Below are 14947 nucleotides of genomic sequence, written 5' to 3'. Positions count from 1 at the left end.
TCTCCATTGATATCTATCAAAAATATATACCATGGAAGAATGCCGGGCAAGGGAGGCTAGTCCTTCGGCCCCAGGAATTGCCGGGCGATGCGGAAGCCCAGCCGGTCGGTGTCGGCCAGGTTGGTGTTGCCCAGGATGATGATGGTCAGATCGTCGTCCAGGAAACGCAGCAGCAGGGTGTTCGCACCCATGATGCGGCCGGGGCGCTGGGCGTAGTGGTGGGGACGGCCACGCGCCTGAAGGTCGGAAACCCAGAGGCCGAAGCCGTATTCCTCCAGCGCCGGGGTCAGCAGCTGCGCGCGCTGGGCGGGGGCCAGCAGGTCGCCACCGTACAGCGCGCGGGCGAAGGCGGCCAGGTCGGGGGCGGTGGAATAGAGGCCGCCGGCGGCGTACCAGTTCTGCATATAGACCGGCATGTCGTGGGCCAAGTCCCCGTCGCCGTCCTTGTAATAGGTCGCGGCCAGGTTGGGCAGGATCAGATCCTGGCGCAGCAGGCCGGTCTGCGCCAGGCCCAGCGGGTCCAGGACGTCCCGGCGCAAGGCCTGGTCATAGGGCTGGCCGGTCACCGCCTCGATGACCTTGCCCAGGATGACGTAGTCGGCGTTGTTGTAGTCGAACGCGCTGCCCGGCGCCTTCACCAGGGGGCCGCTGGCGTAGCGGTCCATCAGGTCGGTGCTGTCATGGGGCAGCTGGTAGGCCGGCATGCCGGTGCGCGCGGCGTCGGTGTAGCTGGTCAGCCCCTTGTCGAAATTCTCGATGCCTGAGGTGTGGGTCAGCAACTGGCGCAGGGTCACCCTGTCCGCCGCCGGCCCCTTGTACGCCGGCAGATAGGCGCGGATGACGGTGTCCAGGGACAGCCGGCCCCGGGCCACCAGGCGCATCACCAGGGTGGCGGTGAACAGCTTGGTGATGGAGGCGATGCGATAAAGGCCGTCCCGCCGGCAGGGCACCTGGAAGGACCGCTCGGCCAGGCCATACGCCTCATGCAGCACCACGGCACCCTGGTGCTCCACCAGCACCGTGCCGCTGAAGCCCGTCTCCGCCACCTGGGACGCGACATAGGCCGCCACGCCGCCGCCGGCTGCCGGCGCTCCGGCGGCGGGTGGTGGAGCATCGGCCCATGCCCCGAGGGGCGCACCCACCATGGCCCCGCCCAACACCGCGTTACTCAGGAATCGCCGCCTGTCCATGCCGCCGCCCCCGCGTTATGTCTCAGGTAGGCGCATACCATCGACCGGCCCGGGAGGGAGGGGCCGGACGCGGCTGTGCGCGGGGAGCCAGTTTGGATGGCCGGGGATTACCTAACAGGTCGCCCACCGGTACCAATTTTTGGTAAGATGCCAGCTGGAGGTGCCGATCATGGGCAAGAACACGTCGGTCAGCTTGGGTGAGCATTTCACCCAATTCGTGGAAACACAGGTCGCCCAAGGCCGTTACGGCAGCGCCAGCGAGGTCATGCGGGCAGGCCTTCGTCTGCTGGAAGAGCGTGAGGCCAAACTCGCCGCCCTCCGCGCGGCCCTGGACGAGGGGGAGGCCAGCGGCATCAGCAGCCAGAACGTCCTGGATATCTGGGCTGAGGTGAAGGCTGAGGCGGGCGAAGCCGGGAATGGGTGAGTACGCGCTTTCCGGCAAGGCGCGGAACGATCTGAAGCGCATCGCTCAGCAGTCGTTGACGCAGTGGGGCATGGCGCAGGCGGAGCGCTATGTAGTCGGGCTGCACGAATTGTTCGGGCGGCTGGTCACGTTCCCCGATTTGGGGCGTGATGCCGGGGAGATACGTCCGGGCTATCTGCGGATTGAGAGCGGAAGCCACGTTGTCTTCTATCGCCAGTCTTCCACGCGCATGTGAGGCACAGGGCTTTATCGAAAATTAATTTATCGCCGCCTACCGAACCGGATCGCTCAACTAGAACGTGATATTCAACGATTTTGCCATGCGTAAAAACCCAGGCCGCCGCGCCGATGCAAAGAGGCCGCGGATGTGCAGTCGTTTCCAGCTTATTTGCTACGTCCGCAGAGCTAATGGTGGTCTTTGAATGATTTGACGGCGCGATATAAGGTGCTTTGCTTAGTGTTTGAGGAGACGCGCTATTGGTTATTATGATATTTCTCGAGGCTCGATATTTTGTTGCGCGGGCTGGTTTTGGCCTGTGAGAGAAACTCCTTAAGATTGTAGTGGATTCATGCATAGACTCAGGAGTAAGTTTGTCATAATGGGAATGCATATTTTGAGGAACCTAGATGATCGTTTCACCCTTAATGTCCGTTCTTCACATTAGTGATTTTCATTTTGCGGGAAGAAAAAAAAGGGAGCAAGGGATCGCTGTTGACGCCCTTATCAAGGATCTTAAATCCTTGTGCATAGGGCATAGGAAGCCAGATCTCATTATATTTACGGGTGACTTGGTATATGCAGCCGGTGTAGACGGTCACGATGAGGCATATGATTTTCTAATTGATCCTATTTCGAAGACAACTGGATGTAGTGATGAAAGAATATTCATTGTTCCTGGAAATCATGATGCCGAAAGAGAGGGAATACAGGAATTCTTAGATGAATTTTCTGAAATAAGATCAGCAATTGGCACCAACAATGAAATGGAAATAATAAATGAAATGTATGATGGCGGAAAATTTGAATCATTAACTTCCAGAAAATTCCAAAAGTTCTATGAATTAGAAAAATATCTCAGAGGGCACGAAGGCGCAAAGAGTAGAATATATAGTTCTCCTTTTGCTACAGTTGATTATATACAAGCATTAAATATAGATATTGTCGTTCTAAATTCAGCGGTGTTATCATCTGGAGGTATTAAGGGAATTCCAAGTGATGAGAGGAAATTAATCATTCCGGAGTACGCTCTTATAGAAATATCAAGAAATTTAAATCCGGAATCTTTTAGGATATTTGCTACGCATCATCCTATTTCTATGCTATCTGAGCAATCTGCTAAAATTCTCGAGGCTTATTTAGGGAGAAATGCAAATATACATCTGTTTGGCCATATGCATGATCCGCAGCCGAAGCAGAGCTCCGGACTTACTGGGGACTTATTATCTAGTCAGGCGGGAGCCATATTCACCACGCGCTCCACATATAATGGTTACTCTCTAATAACAATTGATAGATCAACGGGTTTATCTGAAACGATGATTCGCTCCTTTTATAAGGATAGAGGGTGCTTCGATGAGGGGGTGGACATTGTCGAGAGCGGGCGCTGGTACCCTTCCCAGGCCGCCCGTCAGCATTTTAGAAAAATTGCAGCGCCGATAGATGACAAGAAATTTCGAGAGCATCTACGTACGGTGACACTTGAGCAATTGAGAGCCGAGGAGGCCGAGGCTGGTGGTGAGGCGGATCTTCATAACTGGTTCGTCCCACCGCCGCTGTGCCGAACTTTTATTCAAGAAATCACTGGCGACGAGGGGAAGGTTGAAGTGGAAGCCCCAATCAGCTTTTCTGATGTAGTTGGTGGGGACGCCAATTTAATTATATATGGAAGAGCTGAGTACGGTAGAACAACTCTTCTTAGAGAGATACGTTATAGACTATTGGATGATGCGGAGCAGGTTGGCTTCCCCAGATTTCCCGTATTAATTGATTTCAGTGTCATATCATCCAACTCTACCTCGCTTCTGCGAACTATTCGGGCTCGGGCTGAAGGGCGACCTGAAAGCAATGACATTGAATCTCTCCTGAAGCTTGGGCACGCGTGCATTATAATTGACGATGTACAGTTTGGCGATATTCGCCGAATGAAAATCATCAGGGAGTTCGTAGAGCGTTTTCCCAAAGCACGATATATATTCTCTAGCCTTCAGTCGTCTGTTACTCAGTATGGCGCTTTCATTGATCCAGAAATGCCGGTCCGATTTGAGTTCGTTGAAGTACGTGAGTTTCGGCGAAATGACATGCGCCAACTTCTTACAAAATATCAGCAGTGCACCGATGTTGAGGGATGGCTCGATCGGCTGCAGAATGAATTCAGAGAAATTAATTTACCTTTTACCGCCGCAAATGGGTCAATACTCATAGATATATTGGCGGAGAAGCATAACTTCATGCCGATAAATCGCGCTGTACTGATGGAGCAATTCGTCGATTCAACTCTACGAAAGGCTGCTATTGAACAAAGTCGACGGGAAATATTTGATTATACAAATAAAACAGATTTATTAGCTCATGTTGCGGCCTGGATGGCTAAGAATGATGAATATGTTCCTTCTAGAGAAGCAGTTAGATATGAAATGAAATCTTATATAGATCGACGTGGGCTTAATGCCTCATTAGACGATCTTATGCATGAGTTTTTACAATCTAGAATATTTGTGAATAAGGCCGATGGAAGAATAAGTTTTAGGTATAAGGGTGTTCTTGAATATTTTATCGCTTTAAAAATGATCTCTGATAATAATTTTAAAGAGTGGATACTCGAAGATGATAGGTATCTGCGCTACGTTAACGAGATACAATATTACGCAGGAAAGCATAGGAATGACGCAGAATTGGTTAATCTGGTCCGTTCTCGTTATGACGATATATTGAGGGAGGCTACAGCAGATTTAGGTGAAATTGATTTATCAAGTCTTGAAAATATAAATGTGCCACCTTCAGATGGCTTTGATTCATTTGATGAAACTATATCTGGTGTGTTCAGTTCCCCTCTTTCTCAAGATGAGAAAGATGCTGAATTAGAGGCCGACTTTCCTAAGGATGCCGAAGAAAGGCAGGAAGTCTTTCGTCCGTTAATTAAAGATATAAGTGATAAGATGCTTTTATCTCTAGTGTTGTATTCTGGACTCGTAAAAAATATGGAACTAATTTCCGACTCTGAGAAGAGGGCTCATCTAAGGAACATATGGAAGGGATGGTCTACCTTGTTAGTCGCGGCGCTTCGTGTATCGCCTCGACTTGCTAAGGAGCGCCGAATGAGAGTGAACGGCGCATTATATGAAATGCAAGCACCTCACGGAATGAAAGACGGGGACCTACTTCGCATGATGATGTTAAAGTTGCCGCATGTTCATATTAGGGCTCTTTCAAATGTTCTTGGTACTGAAAAATTAGAAAGGCAACTTATTGAGCCGACATTGGATGAAATGTCTGACCCGCTAATTTTCTCGTTATTACGGGGTGGATTAATTACGGAGCTTCGATTGTCTGGTACTCCAAGAGTAATAGATGATCTATTCCATAAATTTAGGGACAGTAAATATCTTTCGTGGTCGCTGATTGTCCACGTCGGGGAACTGCGCCGTTTGGGCCGTATAAGAGATGATCACTTTAGAGAATTAGATGAGCCTCTAGCGGTCGCCTATTCAAATTTGAAAGGCGGGTCTCCCAAAGAGCGCGCAGATGAGAAGCGGCGCCAACTGGCTAGGCTTTCGAAAGATAGACTAATTTTAACTTTAAAGCGTGATCGCGAAGTATAACATACAACATTAATAGCTGTGTTCAGCAAATTTCAAATCTCCAAAAAAAGAACTGGGATCGGTTGGTTAGGCAAAAACCCAACTGATTCCAGTTCTATTCGGCGGTAGGGCGAGTGCCCTAAACTAATGCGGCCAGAAGAGGGGCTCTCTAAACTATAATAGTCTTGAATGCCTCGTCGCTAAATGGAATGCATTCACCACCGATACGCCACGTTCGCCTTCACATCCCGCCCCGGGCCGTACCAGCACCAGATGCTGCTGTAGCAGGACGAGATATACCGGCGGTCCAGCAGGTTGGTGGCGTCGATGTTCAGGGTCAGGCCGTCCAGCTGCGGGGCCAGGTGCTTGAAGTCGTAGCTGCCCATCAGGTCGAACAGGGTGGCGCCGGGGATGGTCAGGCTGCCGCTGCCGGCCACGCCGTTGTAGCCGCGGCCGATGTAGCGCACGCCGCCGCCGAAGCCCAGGCCGGCCAGAGGGCCGTCCTGCAGGACGTAGTTGGCGTAGCCGTTGGCCGTGGTCTGCGGCACGGCGTAGGGGCGGGTGCCCTCCAGGCCCGAATTGTCCTTGGTCACCTGGTTGTCGATGTAGGTGTAGCTGGCGTGCACGGTCAGCCCGGTGATGGGGTGGGCGGAGCCCTCGAGCTCCACGCCGCGCGACCGCACCTCACCCGCCGCGATGGAGGCGGTGGGGAAGCTGGGGTCGGTGGTGGCGACGTTGGTCTCGCGCAGTTCATACAGGCTGGCGGTCAGCAGGGCGTTCCACACCTTGGGCTGGTACTTCACGCCCACCTCGACCTGCTTGCCCTCCGTCGGGGCCAGCACGTTGCCGTTCCGGTCCACCGTGGTCTGCGGCAGGAAGGAGGTGGCGTAGGAGACGTAGGGCGCCACCCCGTTGTCGAACAGGTAGAGCAGGCCGGCGCGGCCGGTGAACTTGCTCTCATCCTTCGACGTCGTGCCGTTGCTGAGATGGTCCAGCTGGCTGATGTCCAGCCAGTCGTTGCGGCCGCTCAGCACCAGGCGGAACCCGCCATACGAGATCTGATCCTGGGCATAGACGCCGGTCTGGCTCATGTGCAGGCGCACGTCGAAGCTGGTGGCCGGCAGGGTCAGGGCGGAGCCGTAGACCGGGTTGAAGATGTCTATGTCGGCGACGCTGCCGCCGAAGCCCGAGGCCTCCGTCTGCACCGTGTTCTGGAAATCGACGCCGAAGATCAGGTTGTGGGTCAGGGCGCCGGTGCGCACCACGCCGGTCACATTGTTGTCCAGCGTGACGTTGTTCAGCTCCTCCCGCGCCACGGCCAGGGCGCGGGCCAGCTTGGTCTCGTTGGCGTCGGTGAAGTAGCCGGCGTTGTAGACGCTGTTGTACAGCGTCGTCAGGTGCATGTAGCGGGTGTTCTGGTGCACCGCCCAGTCGTCGTCGAACTTGTGGGTGAACAGCGAGGTGACCATGTTTTCGGTGCGGTTGAACCGCTCGAAATCCGGCTCGCCATCATAGAAGTCGCGCGCGACCTGGCCATTGGGGTTGGGCAGCAGCGAGCCCTGGACGGGCACGGAGCCATAGGCGCCGCTCCGGGGGTCCTGCTGGTGCACGTACAGCACGGTCCAGCTGGTCTTGTCGTCGGGGCGGTAGGTGATGCTGGGGCTGATGCCGAAGCGTTCGGATTCGGTGTGGCTGATCTGGGTGTCGGAGCGGTCGTTGACCCCCACCAGGCGATAGCTCAGCACGCCGTTGGGGTCGAGCGTGCCGCCGATGTCCGCCGTCTCGCGCACGGTGCCAAAGCTGCCGGCGGTCACGCTGACCTCACCGAAGGTCTGGCCGGTGGGCAGCTTGCTGGTCAGGGCGGCGATGCCGCCGGGGTTGGCGTTGCCGTAGAGCACGGAGGCCGGGCCCTTCACCACCTCGATCCGCTCCAGGAACGACAGGTCGATCTGCGGCGTGGCGTAGCCGTTGACCGAGCTGATGAGGTGCAGGCCGTCCAGGTACTGGTCGGCGTTGAAGCCGCGCACGGTCATCAGGTCATAGCGGCCGGCGGTGTTGCCGCGCGTGTCGGTGGCAACACCGGCCGTGTAGTTCAGGGCATCGTTCAGGTTCTCCGCCACGCGCAGGTTCAGCTCATCCCGGCTGATGACGCTGACCGACTGCGGCGTTTCCACCAGCGGGGCCGCGGTCTTCAGGGCGCTGGCGGCATCGGTGGCGGAACGTTGGCCGATGATCACCACCTCGCTGGACGGGCTGGCGTCGGCCGCCGCGTCGTCCGCCGCCCAGGCGCCGCCGGCGCTCAGGGCGACCATGGAGACGGCCGAGGCCAAGGCCAGGGGATACACAGAGAGGAACTGCCGCAGGTTGGACATGGAAAGTCTCCAGCAACTAATAATTATTATCATTTCTAACGGGATGGTTATGCGGCGGGAATTGTGAATGCAAGTGACTTTCATTCGTGCATGGCAGCCTTCCGCCGTATGCCGGGCCCGCCTATCGCCCGCATGGGCGTGACAGTGGGCGGGGCCAGGGCTTGGGCGGGGGGCGCGAACGCGGTGGGGATCGTTTTGTTACAACGAATTAACCAAATGCCCCGCCTCAGCCGGGCGGTTTTGGGCTATGTAGGAACCAGGCCCATTCCCGGACGCCGCAGTCGCGCGGCCGGCAGCCCAAGAAGGAAGACGGCACCCATGATGCGCTTCACCCGCACGTTCACGGCCGCGGCCACGGCCCTGGCCCTGACCACGGCCCTCTGCTCCAGCCTGCCCGCGCTGGCAGGGGGGATGGGGGCGGCCGACACGCCCATCGTGCCGGGGGCGGAGGTGCCGGGGGGGAAGGTGTCGGTGCCGCCGCTGGCCATCACCGAGCGCACGCTGGCCAATGGCCTGAAGGTCATCGCCCTGCCGGATACCACCACGCCCACCGTGTCGGTGCAGGTGTGGTACAGCGTCGGCTCCAAGGACGATCCCAAGGGGCGCAGCGGCTTCGCCCACCTCTTCGAGCACATGATGTTCAAGAGCACGCGCGACATGGCGGCGGAGCAGTTCGACCGCCTGACGGAGGACGTGGGCGGCTACAACAACGCCTCCACCAACGCCGACTACACCGACTACTTCGAGACCGTGCCCGCCAACCACCTGGAGCGCATCCTGTGGGCGGAGGCGGAGCGCATGGGCTCCCTCGTCGTGGATGAGGAGAACTTCAAGTCCGAGCGCGACGTGGTGAAGGAGGAATTGCGGCAGCGCGTGCTGGCCCAGCCCTACGGCAAGCTGTTCTACCTCATGTTCCCGCAGGTCAGTTTCAAGGTGCATCCCTACGGCCGCCCCGGCATCGGCAGCATCGAGGATCTGGACGCCGCTACCCTGCAGGACGTGCAGGCCTTCCACGCCACCTATTACCGGCCGGACAACGCCACCCTGGTGGTGGTGGGCAACTTCAAGCCCGAGGAACTGAACGCCTGGGTGGACAAGTATTTCGGCCCCCTGACCCATCCGGCCACGCCCATCCCGCGGGTGACGGCGGTGGAGCCGGCGCGCACCGCCCCGCAGACCCTGACGGTGACGGAGGCCAACGCCCCCCTGCCGGCCGTGCTGCTGAGCTATCCCTTCCCCAAGGCGACGGACAAGGATCTGCCGGCCCTGCTGGTGCTGGACAGCATCCTGGGCCATGGCGACAGCAGCCGCCTGAACCAGTCCCTGGTCTATGAGAAGCAGGTGGCCAGCCAGGTGTTCACCTTCCAGGAGGTGAACCAGCAGCCGGGCGCCTACGCCATCGGCGCCATCCTGGCCGGCGGCGCCACGGCCGAGGCGGGGGAGAAGGCCCTGCTGGAGGAGCTGGACAAGGTGTCCAAGGACGGCGTGACGGAGGCCGAGCTGGCCGCCGCCCGCAACCAGCTGGTGACCGATGAACTGGAGGAGCGGGAGACGGCCAACGGCCGCGCCAGCCTGCTGGCCCGCGCCGCCGTCATCTTCGGCGATCCCAAGCGTGCCGACACCCTGCTGGCCGACGTGCAGGCGGTGACGGCCGACGATGTGAAGCGGGTGGCGGCCACCTGGCTGAAGCCCGAAACCAAGATTTCCGTGCGCTATGTTCCGGCGGATGGTCCGGAGAAGGGCACCGACACGGTGGCGACCTCCACCGCCATCGACGCCGCCCCGCTGGTGGTGCCGGCCGACCTGAAGGTGGTGCAGCCGGCTCCGGCCGACCAGCGCCAGGCCCCGCCCACCGCCGGCCCCGCCGTGGACGCGGCCCTGCCGCAGCCGGTGGAAAAGCGCCTGGCCAACGGCCTGCGCGTCATCGTGGCGCCCACCCACGGCGTGCCGCTGATCCAGGCCAGCCTGCGCATCGGCGGCGGCGGGGCGGTGGACCCAGGAGCCCTGCCGGGCACGGCGGCCATGACGGCCAACGTGCTGACCAAGGGCACGGCCAAGCGCTCCGCCCCTGAGATCGCGCGCGATGTCGAGGCGCTGGGCGGCACCCTGAACGCCGCCGCCGGCTGGGACGGGTCGGAACTGTCGCTGCTGGTGAAGGGCGACGTGTTGGCCCCGGCCATGGAGATCTTCGCCGACGTGGCCCGCAACCCGGCCTTTCAGAAGGAAGAGCTGGAGCGGGAGCGGCACCAGGCGCTGGACGGCCTGTCCGTCACCCTGAAGGACCCGGCCGGCCTGGCCAAGCTGGTGGGGCCGCGCGTGCTTTACGCCGACGCCGCCTACGGCCACCCGCTGACCGGCACGCCCAAATCGCTGGCGGCGCTGAAGCCCGCCGACCTCTCCGCCTACCACCACACCTGGTGGCGGCCGGATAACGCCACCCTGGTGCTGGCCGGCCCGCTGACGGCGGAGCAGGGCTTCGGCATCGCGGAAAAGCTGTTCGGTGATTGGGCCAAGCCGGCGACGCCCTTGCCGGCGCTGCCATCCTCGCCCGCGCAACCCGCCGGGCGCGCCGTGGTGGTGGACCTGCCCAAGGCCGGCCAGGCGGCGGTGCTGGTGGTGCGGCCGGGCCTGGCGCGGTCGGACAAGGACTACTACCCGGCCAGCGTGGCCAACGCCGTGCTGGGCGTGGGTTATTCCTCGCGCCTGAACGAGGAAATCCGCATCAAGCGGGGCCTGAGCTATGGCGCCGGCTCGGCCCTGGATTTCCGCCGCGTGCCGGGGCCCTTCGTCGCCAGCACCCAGACCAAGAACCCCTCCGCCCCCGAGGTCGCCGGCCTGATCATGACGGAGATGGGCAAGCTGGGCACCCAGGCGCCGGCGGAGACGGAACTGGCTGGCCGCAAGGCCGTGCTGATCGGCAATTTCGGCCGCACGGTGGAAACCACCCACGGCGTGGCCAGTCTGGTGGGCAGCCTGGCCCTGCAGGGCGTCGACCTGGGCGAAATCGGCCGCTACATCAGCAGCGTCCAGGCCGTAACCCCCGCCCAGGTGCAGGCCGCCGCCGCCCGCACCCTGTCGCCGGCCCAAAGCAGCCTGGTGGTGGTGGGCGACAGCGCCCAGTTCCTGCCCGCCCTGAAGCAGAAATATCCCAAGGTGCAGGTCATCCCCGCCGCCCAGCTGAACCTGGACAGCGGCAGCCTGAAGGCGGCGGCGTCCAAGAAGGAGGTGGGCAAGAAGGATGCGGGCAAGGCCGACGCCAAGGCCGGACAGCCGTAAGCCGGGGGCCGTAAGCCGAGGAGAAGGCCATGCATGAGGAGATGCGGCGGCTGACCGCCGCCTTCGCCGGCGACTGGGCGGGCACGGACGCCGTGCAGCCCAGCCCCTATGGCCCCGGTGGCCCTGGTAAGGCGCGCATGACCGTGCGTCCCGCCCTCAATGGCCACCACCTGGTGCTGGACTATGTCTTCGACCGGGGGGAGGCCGGGGCCTTCACTGCCCACGGCGTCCTGACCTGGGACCCCGACGTGGCCGTGCATCTGCTGTTCTGGTTCGACGACATGGGTTATGTGCCGGCCACCCCGGCACCCGGCCTGTGGGGTCCGGTGGAGGGGGCGGAGGAACCGGGTGCGGAAGGCTACACCTTCATCCGCACTTCCCCGCGCGGCCGTGCCCGCCACCGCTATTGGTGGCCGGTGCCCGACCATATGGAAACCGCCATCGACCGCTCCACCGACGGCGGCCTGACCTGGACGCCCTTCCTGAAGGGCACCTACCGGCGGCAGGGGTAAGGACGCGCGTCATTTGACGCATTCATCCCCGGTGCCTACATTGTGAAGACAGAATTAAGGAACCGCGCCATGGCCACGCTGCTGGAAAAAGCGTTCGAACGAGCGGCGAAGTTGCCGGCTGCTGAGCAGGACCAGATTGCCACGCTCATGCTCGATGAGATGGAGGATGAGCTGGAATGGCAGGCGAAATTCAGCCGGGACGCCGTGAAGCTGGATGAGATCGCAAGGGATGTGCGGGCGCAGATCCTGCACGGCGAAACATTGCCCCTCATACCGGACGAATTGCCGGAATAATGCAGTCGCGGGCGACCAAGGGCTTCTGGCGGCTATACCGTCAGTTGCCGCGAAACATCCGGAAGTCGGCCAAGCGTGCATACGTCATGTGGAAAATGGATCCGCAATACGCGGCGCTCCATTTCAAGCGGCTGAACACCAAAGAGCCGATGTATTCAATACGTGTGGGTCTGCACTACCGTGCGCTTGGCCTTTTTGAAGGCGATACGATCTATTGGTTCTGGATCGGCACGCACGCCGATTATGATACATTGATACGCTAGCAAGGGCCCGGATGGGCCCGCCCGCAGGGTAGGGCGGCGTCAAGCCGCTTTAGAAGCCGCTTTGGTCTGGTACATCAGCACGTCGGCGCGGTGCAGCACCTCGTCCTCGCGGTCGTCGGCGCCGTAGGCCTGGCAGCCGAAGCTGGCCTTCAGCGGCAGGCTGTGGGTCTGCCAGTCCAACGCCATCTGGTGCAGGGTGGCGGACAGGGCCTCGGCGCGCTGCATGCCCTGGTCGGGCGCCACGCGGGTCAGCAGCACGGCGAATTCGTCACCGCCCAGGCGGGCCACGATGTCCTGGGCGCGCACATGGTCGGCCAGGGTGCGGGCCACCATGCGCAGGTAGGCGTCGCCGGCCTGGTGGCTGTGCACGTCGTTGATGCGCTTGAAGCCGTCCAGGTCGACCATCACCAGCACGCCGCCCCGGCCGCCGCGCCGCGCCCCCGCCAGCTCGCGCCGGAAGGCGACCTGGAAGCCGCGCCGGTTCAGCAGGCCGGTCAGCTCATCCGTGGTGCTCAGCGTTTCCAGGTAGTCGATGCGGTCGCGCTGTTCGGTGATGATGCGTTCCGCGTCCGCCAGGCGCATGGCCAGTTCCTGCACCAGCAGCTGGTTCAGGCTGGCCGCCGCCTCGGGACCGCGCAGGCCCACCGGCATCTGGCCCCGGGGCAGGGTCAGGTTGATGGCGGGCATCAGGGGCAGGGCGGTGTCCGGCGGGGTCATGGGCGCTACTCCGTTTGGGGCGTCGGTGATGACGCGAACTGGAGATCGCAAGGGCCATGCCGCTACCTAGTGCATTGAAATGAAACGGTTTGCATTTTGCAGGGGTAGGCCGTGCCCCGCCTGCGGCAGTTTTTGCCGGCCCCCTTTCGGTAGATCCAACCGGCAATGTCTGCCCCCTATTCCAAAGGGTGGCGGACCGGAGGACGACGACAGGGGCCGGCGGGGCCGTATCATCCAAAGGTTTCCCAGGCGTCCGGTTGGCGGGCGGCCGGCGGGTGCGCCCTGTGACGACAAGAAGCTTGGCGTCGGCCCCCGGTACACGGCATGCTGAGGGTTCGGGCTTGGCCCGGGTTGAGGTAGCGAGAGTGACGATAAGAATGCGCGCACGTCTGGTGAGCATGGGTTTGGCGTCCCTGGCCGTTCTGGCCCTGCCGGTGGCGATGGCCGTCGGCGCCACGCCCCCATCGTCGGCAGCCCCCGCCCCTGCGGCGCCGTCTGCCGCCCCGCCCACGGTCGCCCCCACCTCCAACGGTGGCCCCATGGCCGGCACGGTCATGGCGGTGGGCGCGCAGATGTCCCCCCATCGCGCCGCCTATCGCCTGACCCTGGCCTCCTCGCGTGAGGGCAGCCGCGTCACCGGCGTGGTCGGCGCCATGAACTTCGCCTGGAATGACGTCTGCCGCGGCTGGACCACGGAACAGCGCTTCCAGATCCGCTTCCTTTATTCCGAGGCGGACGACCAGGAGATGACCACCAGCTATACGACGTGGGAGGCCAAGGACGGCAGCGTCTACCGCTTCAACGTCCGCAAGCAGGTCACCGGCCAGCCGGATGAGGAAATGAAGGGGGTGGCGACCCTGAACGGCGAGGATGGGGGCGTCGCCCATTTCGAGAAGCCCAAGCCCCAGGACATTGAACTGGCGCCCGGCACCGTCTTCCCCACCGCCCACACCCTGCTGCTGATCAACCAGGCCCGCCACGGCGACACGCCGGTCTATGTCCGTCCCGTGTTCGACGGGTCGGAGGCGGAGGAGGCGGGCCCCGTCTCCGCCGTCATCGGCAAGGCCAAGCCCCTGGCCAAGGACGCCATCGTCGTGGCCGCCCTGCATAAGGACAAGGCCTGGCCCGTGCACCTGGCCTTCTTCGCCAACGACGACCAGCAAGCGCTGCCCGACTACGACACCGCCATGATGCTGATGGACAACGGCATCGTGCAGTCCATGCTGATCGACTACGGCGACTTCAAGGTGCGGGCCGAACTGGTGGCGCTGGAGCCCCTGCCCAAGCCCGCCTGCTGAGGCGCAGTGGCGTACCAGCGGTGGCGTATCAGAAGCGCAGGAACAGGCTTTTCAGCCATACCGGGCTGGTCTTGGCCGCCTGGCGCCAGTCGGCGATGTCCTCCTCCGCCTCCCCGGCGGCGTAGCCCCAGGGGTTGAACACCTTCAGCCGGCCGGTACGGTAGGCGGCGACGTTGGGCGTGACCACCGTCAGGCCGTGCACCAGGGCGGTGGCGGCCAGCAGGGCGTCACGATTGTTGGGCAGGGCGACGCCGGCGCGCCGCAGGGCCACGGCCGCGTCCACGGGCAGGATGCGCCCCTCGAACGCCACCATCACCCGGTCGTCCAGCCAGGCGCGCAGCGCCGCGCCGGCGGCCTTGTCCGTCCGCTCCGCCTTGCCGACCGACTCCGCCAGCTCCATCAGGCTGAGGGCCGACAGGAACAGCTGCTGGCGGGGGATGTCGGCGGCCCAGGCGCGCACGCCTTCGTCGGCCCTTTCAGTCTTGGCGCCACGTAGTTCCAGGATGACGGGGGTGTCCAGCAGGAACATCAGGCGATGTCCAGGCGGGCCGGGGCCAGGGGCACGTCCTCGGGCATGGCCAGCAGGTCGACGATGCTCTGCCCGTCGCCGGTAAGCCGCAGGAAAGTCTCGAAATTCAGCAGCACATGGGTGGGGGTGCCGCGGTCGGTGATGAACACCGGCTCGCTCAGCGCCGCACGCTTGGCGCCGCCCACGTCCTGGTTGAAATCCCGGCTGCTCATTGTGGCCATGTTGCTACATTTCCCCTGCCCAGAATGTTGCTACATTCCTACATCTTTTATCC

Annotated in this window: 13 protein-coding genes; 8 read left to right on the top strand and 5 right to left on the bottom strand. The window is 61.5% G+C overall.

Features of this window, described 5'->3' with window-relative positions; genetic code table 11:
• Positions 1-56: 56 nt before the first annotated feature.
• Positions 57-1190, bottom strand: a complete 1134-nt coding sequence (locus Y958_RS19665) for a serine hydrolase domain-containing protein (protein WP_088873612.1) — start codon at positions 1188-1190, stop codon at positions 57-59.
• A 169-nt stretch (positions 1191-1359) separates the two neighbouring features.
• On the opposite strand from Y958_RS19665, the gene Y958_RS19660 reads away from it, so the two are divergent.
• The 3 genes from Y958_RS19660 to Y958_RS19650 all read left to right on the top strand — a co-directional run bounded on the left by Y958_RS19660 (position 1360) and on the right by Y958_RS19650 (position 5433).
• Entirely contained in the window at positions 1360-1614 is a 255-nt protein-coding gene (locus Y958_RS19660) for a type II toxin-antitoxin system ParD family antitoxin (RefSeq protein WP_211098627.1), read from the top strand.
• Positions 1607-1849: a type II toxin-antitoxin system RelE/ParE family toxin gene (locus Y958_RS19655; RefSeq protein WP_088873611.1), complete on the top strand. Its 243-nt coding sequence runs from the start codon at positions 1607-1609 to the stop codon at positions 1847-1849. Before Y958_RS19660 ends, Y958_RS19655 begins: the two co-directional genes overlap by 8 nt.
• Positions 1850-2241: 392 nt before the next feature.
• Positions 2242-5433: a metallophosphoesterase gene (locus Y958_RS19650; RefSeq protein WP_088874104.1), complete on the top strand. Its 3192-nt coding sequence runs from the start codon at positions 2242-2244 to the stop codon at positions 5431-5433.
• Positions 5434-5627: 194 nt separating this feature from the next.
• On the opposite strand, the gene Y958_RS19645 is transcribed toward Y958_RS19650, so the two are convergent.
• Positions 5628-7784: a TonB-dependent siderophore receptor gene (locus Y958_RS19645; RefSeq protein WP_186291355.1), complete on the bottom strand. Its 2157-nt coding sequence runs from the start codon at positions 7782-7784 to the stop codon at positions 5628-5630.
• Between the two features lie 318 nt (positions 7785-8102).
• Between Y958_RS19645 and Y958_RS19640 the strand changes: the two genes are divergently transcribed.
• The 4 genes from Y958_RS19640 to Y958_RS19625 all read left to right on the top strand — a co-directional run bounded on the left by Y958_RS19640 (position 8103) and on the right by Y958_RS19625 (position 12129).
• On the top strand, positions 8103-11060 hold the full coding sequence (locus Y958_RS19640; RefSeq protein ID WP_088873609.1) for a M16 family metallopeptidase: 2958 nt from the start codon (positions 8103-8105) through the stop codon (positions 11058-11060).
• A 29-nt stretch (positions 11061-11089) separates the two neighbouring features.
• A complete protein-coding gene (locus Y958_RS19635; RefSeq protein WP_088873608.1) occupies positions 11090-11572 on the top strand; it encodes a DUF1579 family protein in 483 nt (160 codons plus the stop codon).
• Positions 11573-11641: 69 nt separating this feature from the next.
• Positions 11642-11866: a hypothetical protein gene (locus tag Y958_RS19630; protein WP_088873607.1), complete on the top strand. Its 225-nt coding sequence runs from the start codon at positions 11642-11644 to the stop codon at positions 11864-11866.
• Positions 11866-12129: a ParE family toxin-like protein gene (locus Y958_RS19625; protein ID WP_088873606.1), complete on the top strand. Its 264-nt coding sequence runs from the start codon at positions 11866-11868 to the stop codon at positions 12127-12129. Before Y958_RS19630 ends, Y958_RS19625 begins: the two co-directional genes overlap by 1 nt.
• A gap of 39 nt (positions 12130-12168) precedes the next feature.
• On the opposite strand, the gene Y958_RS19620 is transcribed toward Y958_RS19625, so the two are convergent.
• On the bottom strand, positions 12169-12846 hold the full coding sequence (locus tag Y958_RS19620; RefSeq protein ID WP_244909472.1) for a GGDEF domain-containing protein: 678 nt from the start codon (positions 12844-12846) through the stop codon (positions 12169-12171).
• A 377-nt stretch (positions 12847-13223) separates the two neighbouring features.
• Between Y958_RS19620 and Y958_RS19615 the strand changes: the two genes are divergently transcribed.
• The gene (locus tag Y958_RS19615; RefSeq protein WP_088873605.1) at positions 13224-14144 is read left to right on the top strand and encodes a cell envelope integrity EipB family protein; all 921 of its coding nucleotides are present in this window, start codon (positions 13224-13226) and stop codon (positions 14142-14144) included.
• Positions 14145-14172: 28 nt separating this feature from the next.
• Here Y958_RS19615 and Y958_RS19610 read toward each other — a convergent pair whose 3' ends face one another.
• Together Y958_RS19610 and Y958_RS19605 are read right to left on the bottom strand one after the other, a co-directional pair.
• Positions 14173-14673, bottom strand: a complete 501-nt coding sequence (locus tag Y958_RS19610; RefSeq protein WP_088873604.1) for a type II toxin-antitoxin system VapC family toxin — start codon at positions 14671-14673, stop codon at positions 14173-14175.
• On the bottom strand, positions 14673-14894 hold the full coding sequence (locus Y958_RS19605; RefSeq protein WP_088873603.1) for a type II toxin-antitoxin system Phd/YefM family antitoxin: 222 nt from the start codon (positions 14892-14894) through the stop codon (positions 14673-14675). The genes Y958_RS19610 and Y958_RS19605 overlap by 1 nt, the downstream gene beginning before the upstream one ends.
• Positions 14895-14947: the final 53 nt, after the last annotated feature.

The sequence above is a fragment of the Nitrospirillum viridazoti CBAmc genome (assembly GCF_000730165.1).
GTDB classification, from domain to species: domain Bacteria; phylum Pseudomonadota; class Alphaproteobacteria; order Azospirillales; family Azospirillaceae; genus Nitrospirillum; species Nitrospirillum viridazoti.
The sequence above is the reverse complement of the archived record's forward strand: the minus strand, read 5'-3'. Positions and strand labels throughout refer to the sequence as shown.

What these genes read in the sequence shown, in the direction of transcription:
- Y958_RS19640 (WP_088873609.1), top strand. Translation starts at nt 8,103, where the DNA reads ATGATGCGCTTCACCCGCACGTTCACGGCCGCGGCCACGGCCCTGGCC.
- Y958_RS19635 (WP_088873608.1), top strand. Translation starts at nt 11,090, where the DNA reads ATGCATGAGGAGATGCGGCGGCTGACCGCCGCCTTCGCCGGCGACTGG.
- Y958_RS19655 (WP_088873611.1), top strand. Translation starts at nt 1,607, where the DNA reads ATGGGTGAGTACGCGCTTTCCGGCAAGGCGCGGAACGATCTGAAGCGC.
- Y958_RS19645 (WP_186291355.1), bottom strand. Translation starts at nt 7,784, where the DNA reads ATGTCCAACCTGCGGCAGTTCCTCTCTGTGTATCCCCTGGCCTTGGCC.
- Y958_RS19665 (WP_088873612.1), bottom strand. Translation starts at nt 1,190, where the DNA reads ATGGACAGGCGGCGATTCCTGAGTAACGCGGTGTTGGGCGGGGCCATG.
- Y958_RS19620 (WP_244909472.1), bottom strand. Translation starts at nt 12,846, where the DNA reads ATGACCCCGCCGGACACCGCCCTGCCCCTGATGCCCGCCATCAACCTG.
- Y958_RS19660 (WP_211098627.1), top strand. Translation starts at nt 1,360, where the DNA reads ATGGGCAAGAACACGTCGGTCAGCTTGGGTGAGCATTTCACCCAATTC.
- Y958_RS19650 (WP_088874104.1), top strand. Translation starts at nt 2,242, where the DNA reads ATGATCGTTTCACCCTTAATGTCCGTTCTTCACATTAGTGATTTTCAT.
- Y958_RS19615 (WP_088873605.1), top strand. Translation starts at nt 13,224, where the DNA reads ATGCGCGCACGTCTGGTGAGCATGGGTTTGGCGTCCCTGGCCGTTCTG.
- Y958_RS19605 (WP_088873603.1), bottom strand. Translation starts at nt 14,894, where the DNA reads ATGGCCACAATGAGCAGCCGGGATTTCAACCAGGACGTGGGCGGCGCC.
- Y958_RS19630 (WP_088873607.1), top strand. Translation starts at nt 11,642, where the DNA reads ATGGCCACGCTGCTGGAAAAAGCGTTCGAACGAGCGGCGAAGTTGCCG.
- Y958_RS19610 (WP_088873604.1), bottom strand. Translation starts at nt 14,673, where the DNA reads ATGTTCCTGCTGGACACCCCCGTCATCCTGGAACTACGTGGCGCCAAG.
- Y958_RS19625 (WP_088873606.1), top strand. Translation starts at nt 11,866, where the DNA reads ATGCAGTCGCGGGCGACCAAGGGCTTCTGGCGGCTATACCGTCAGTTG.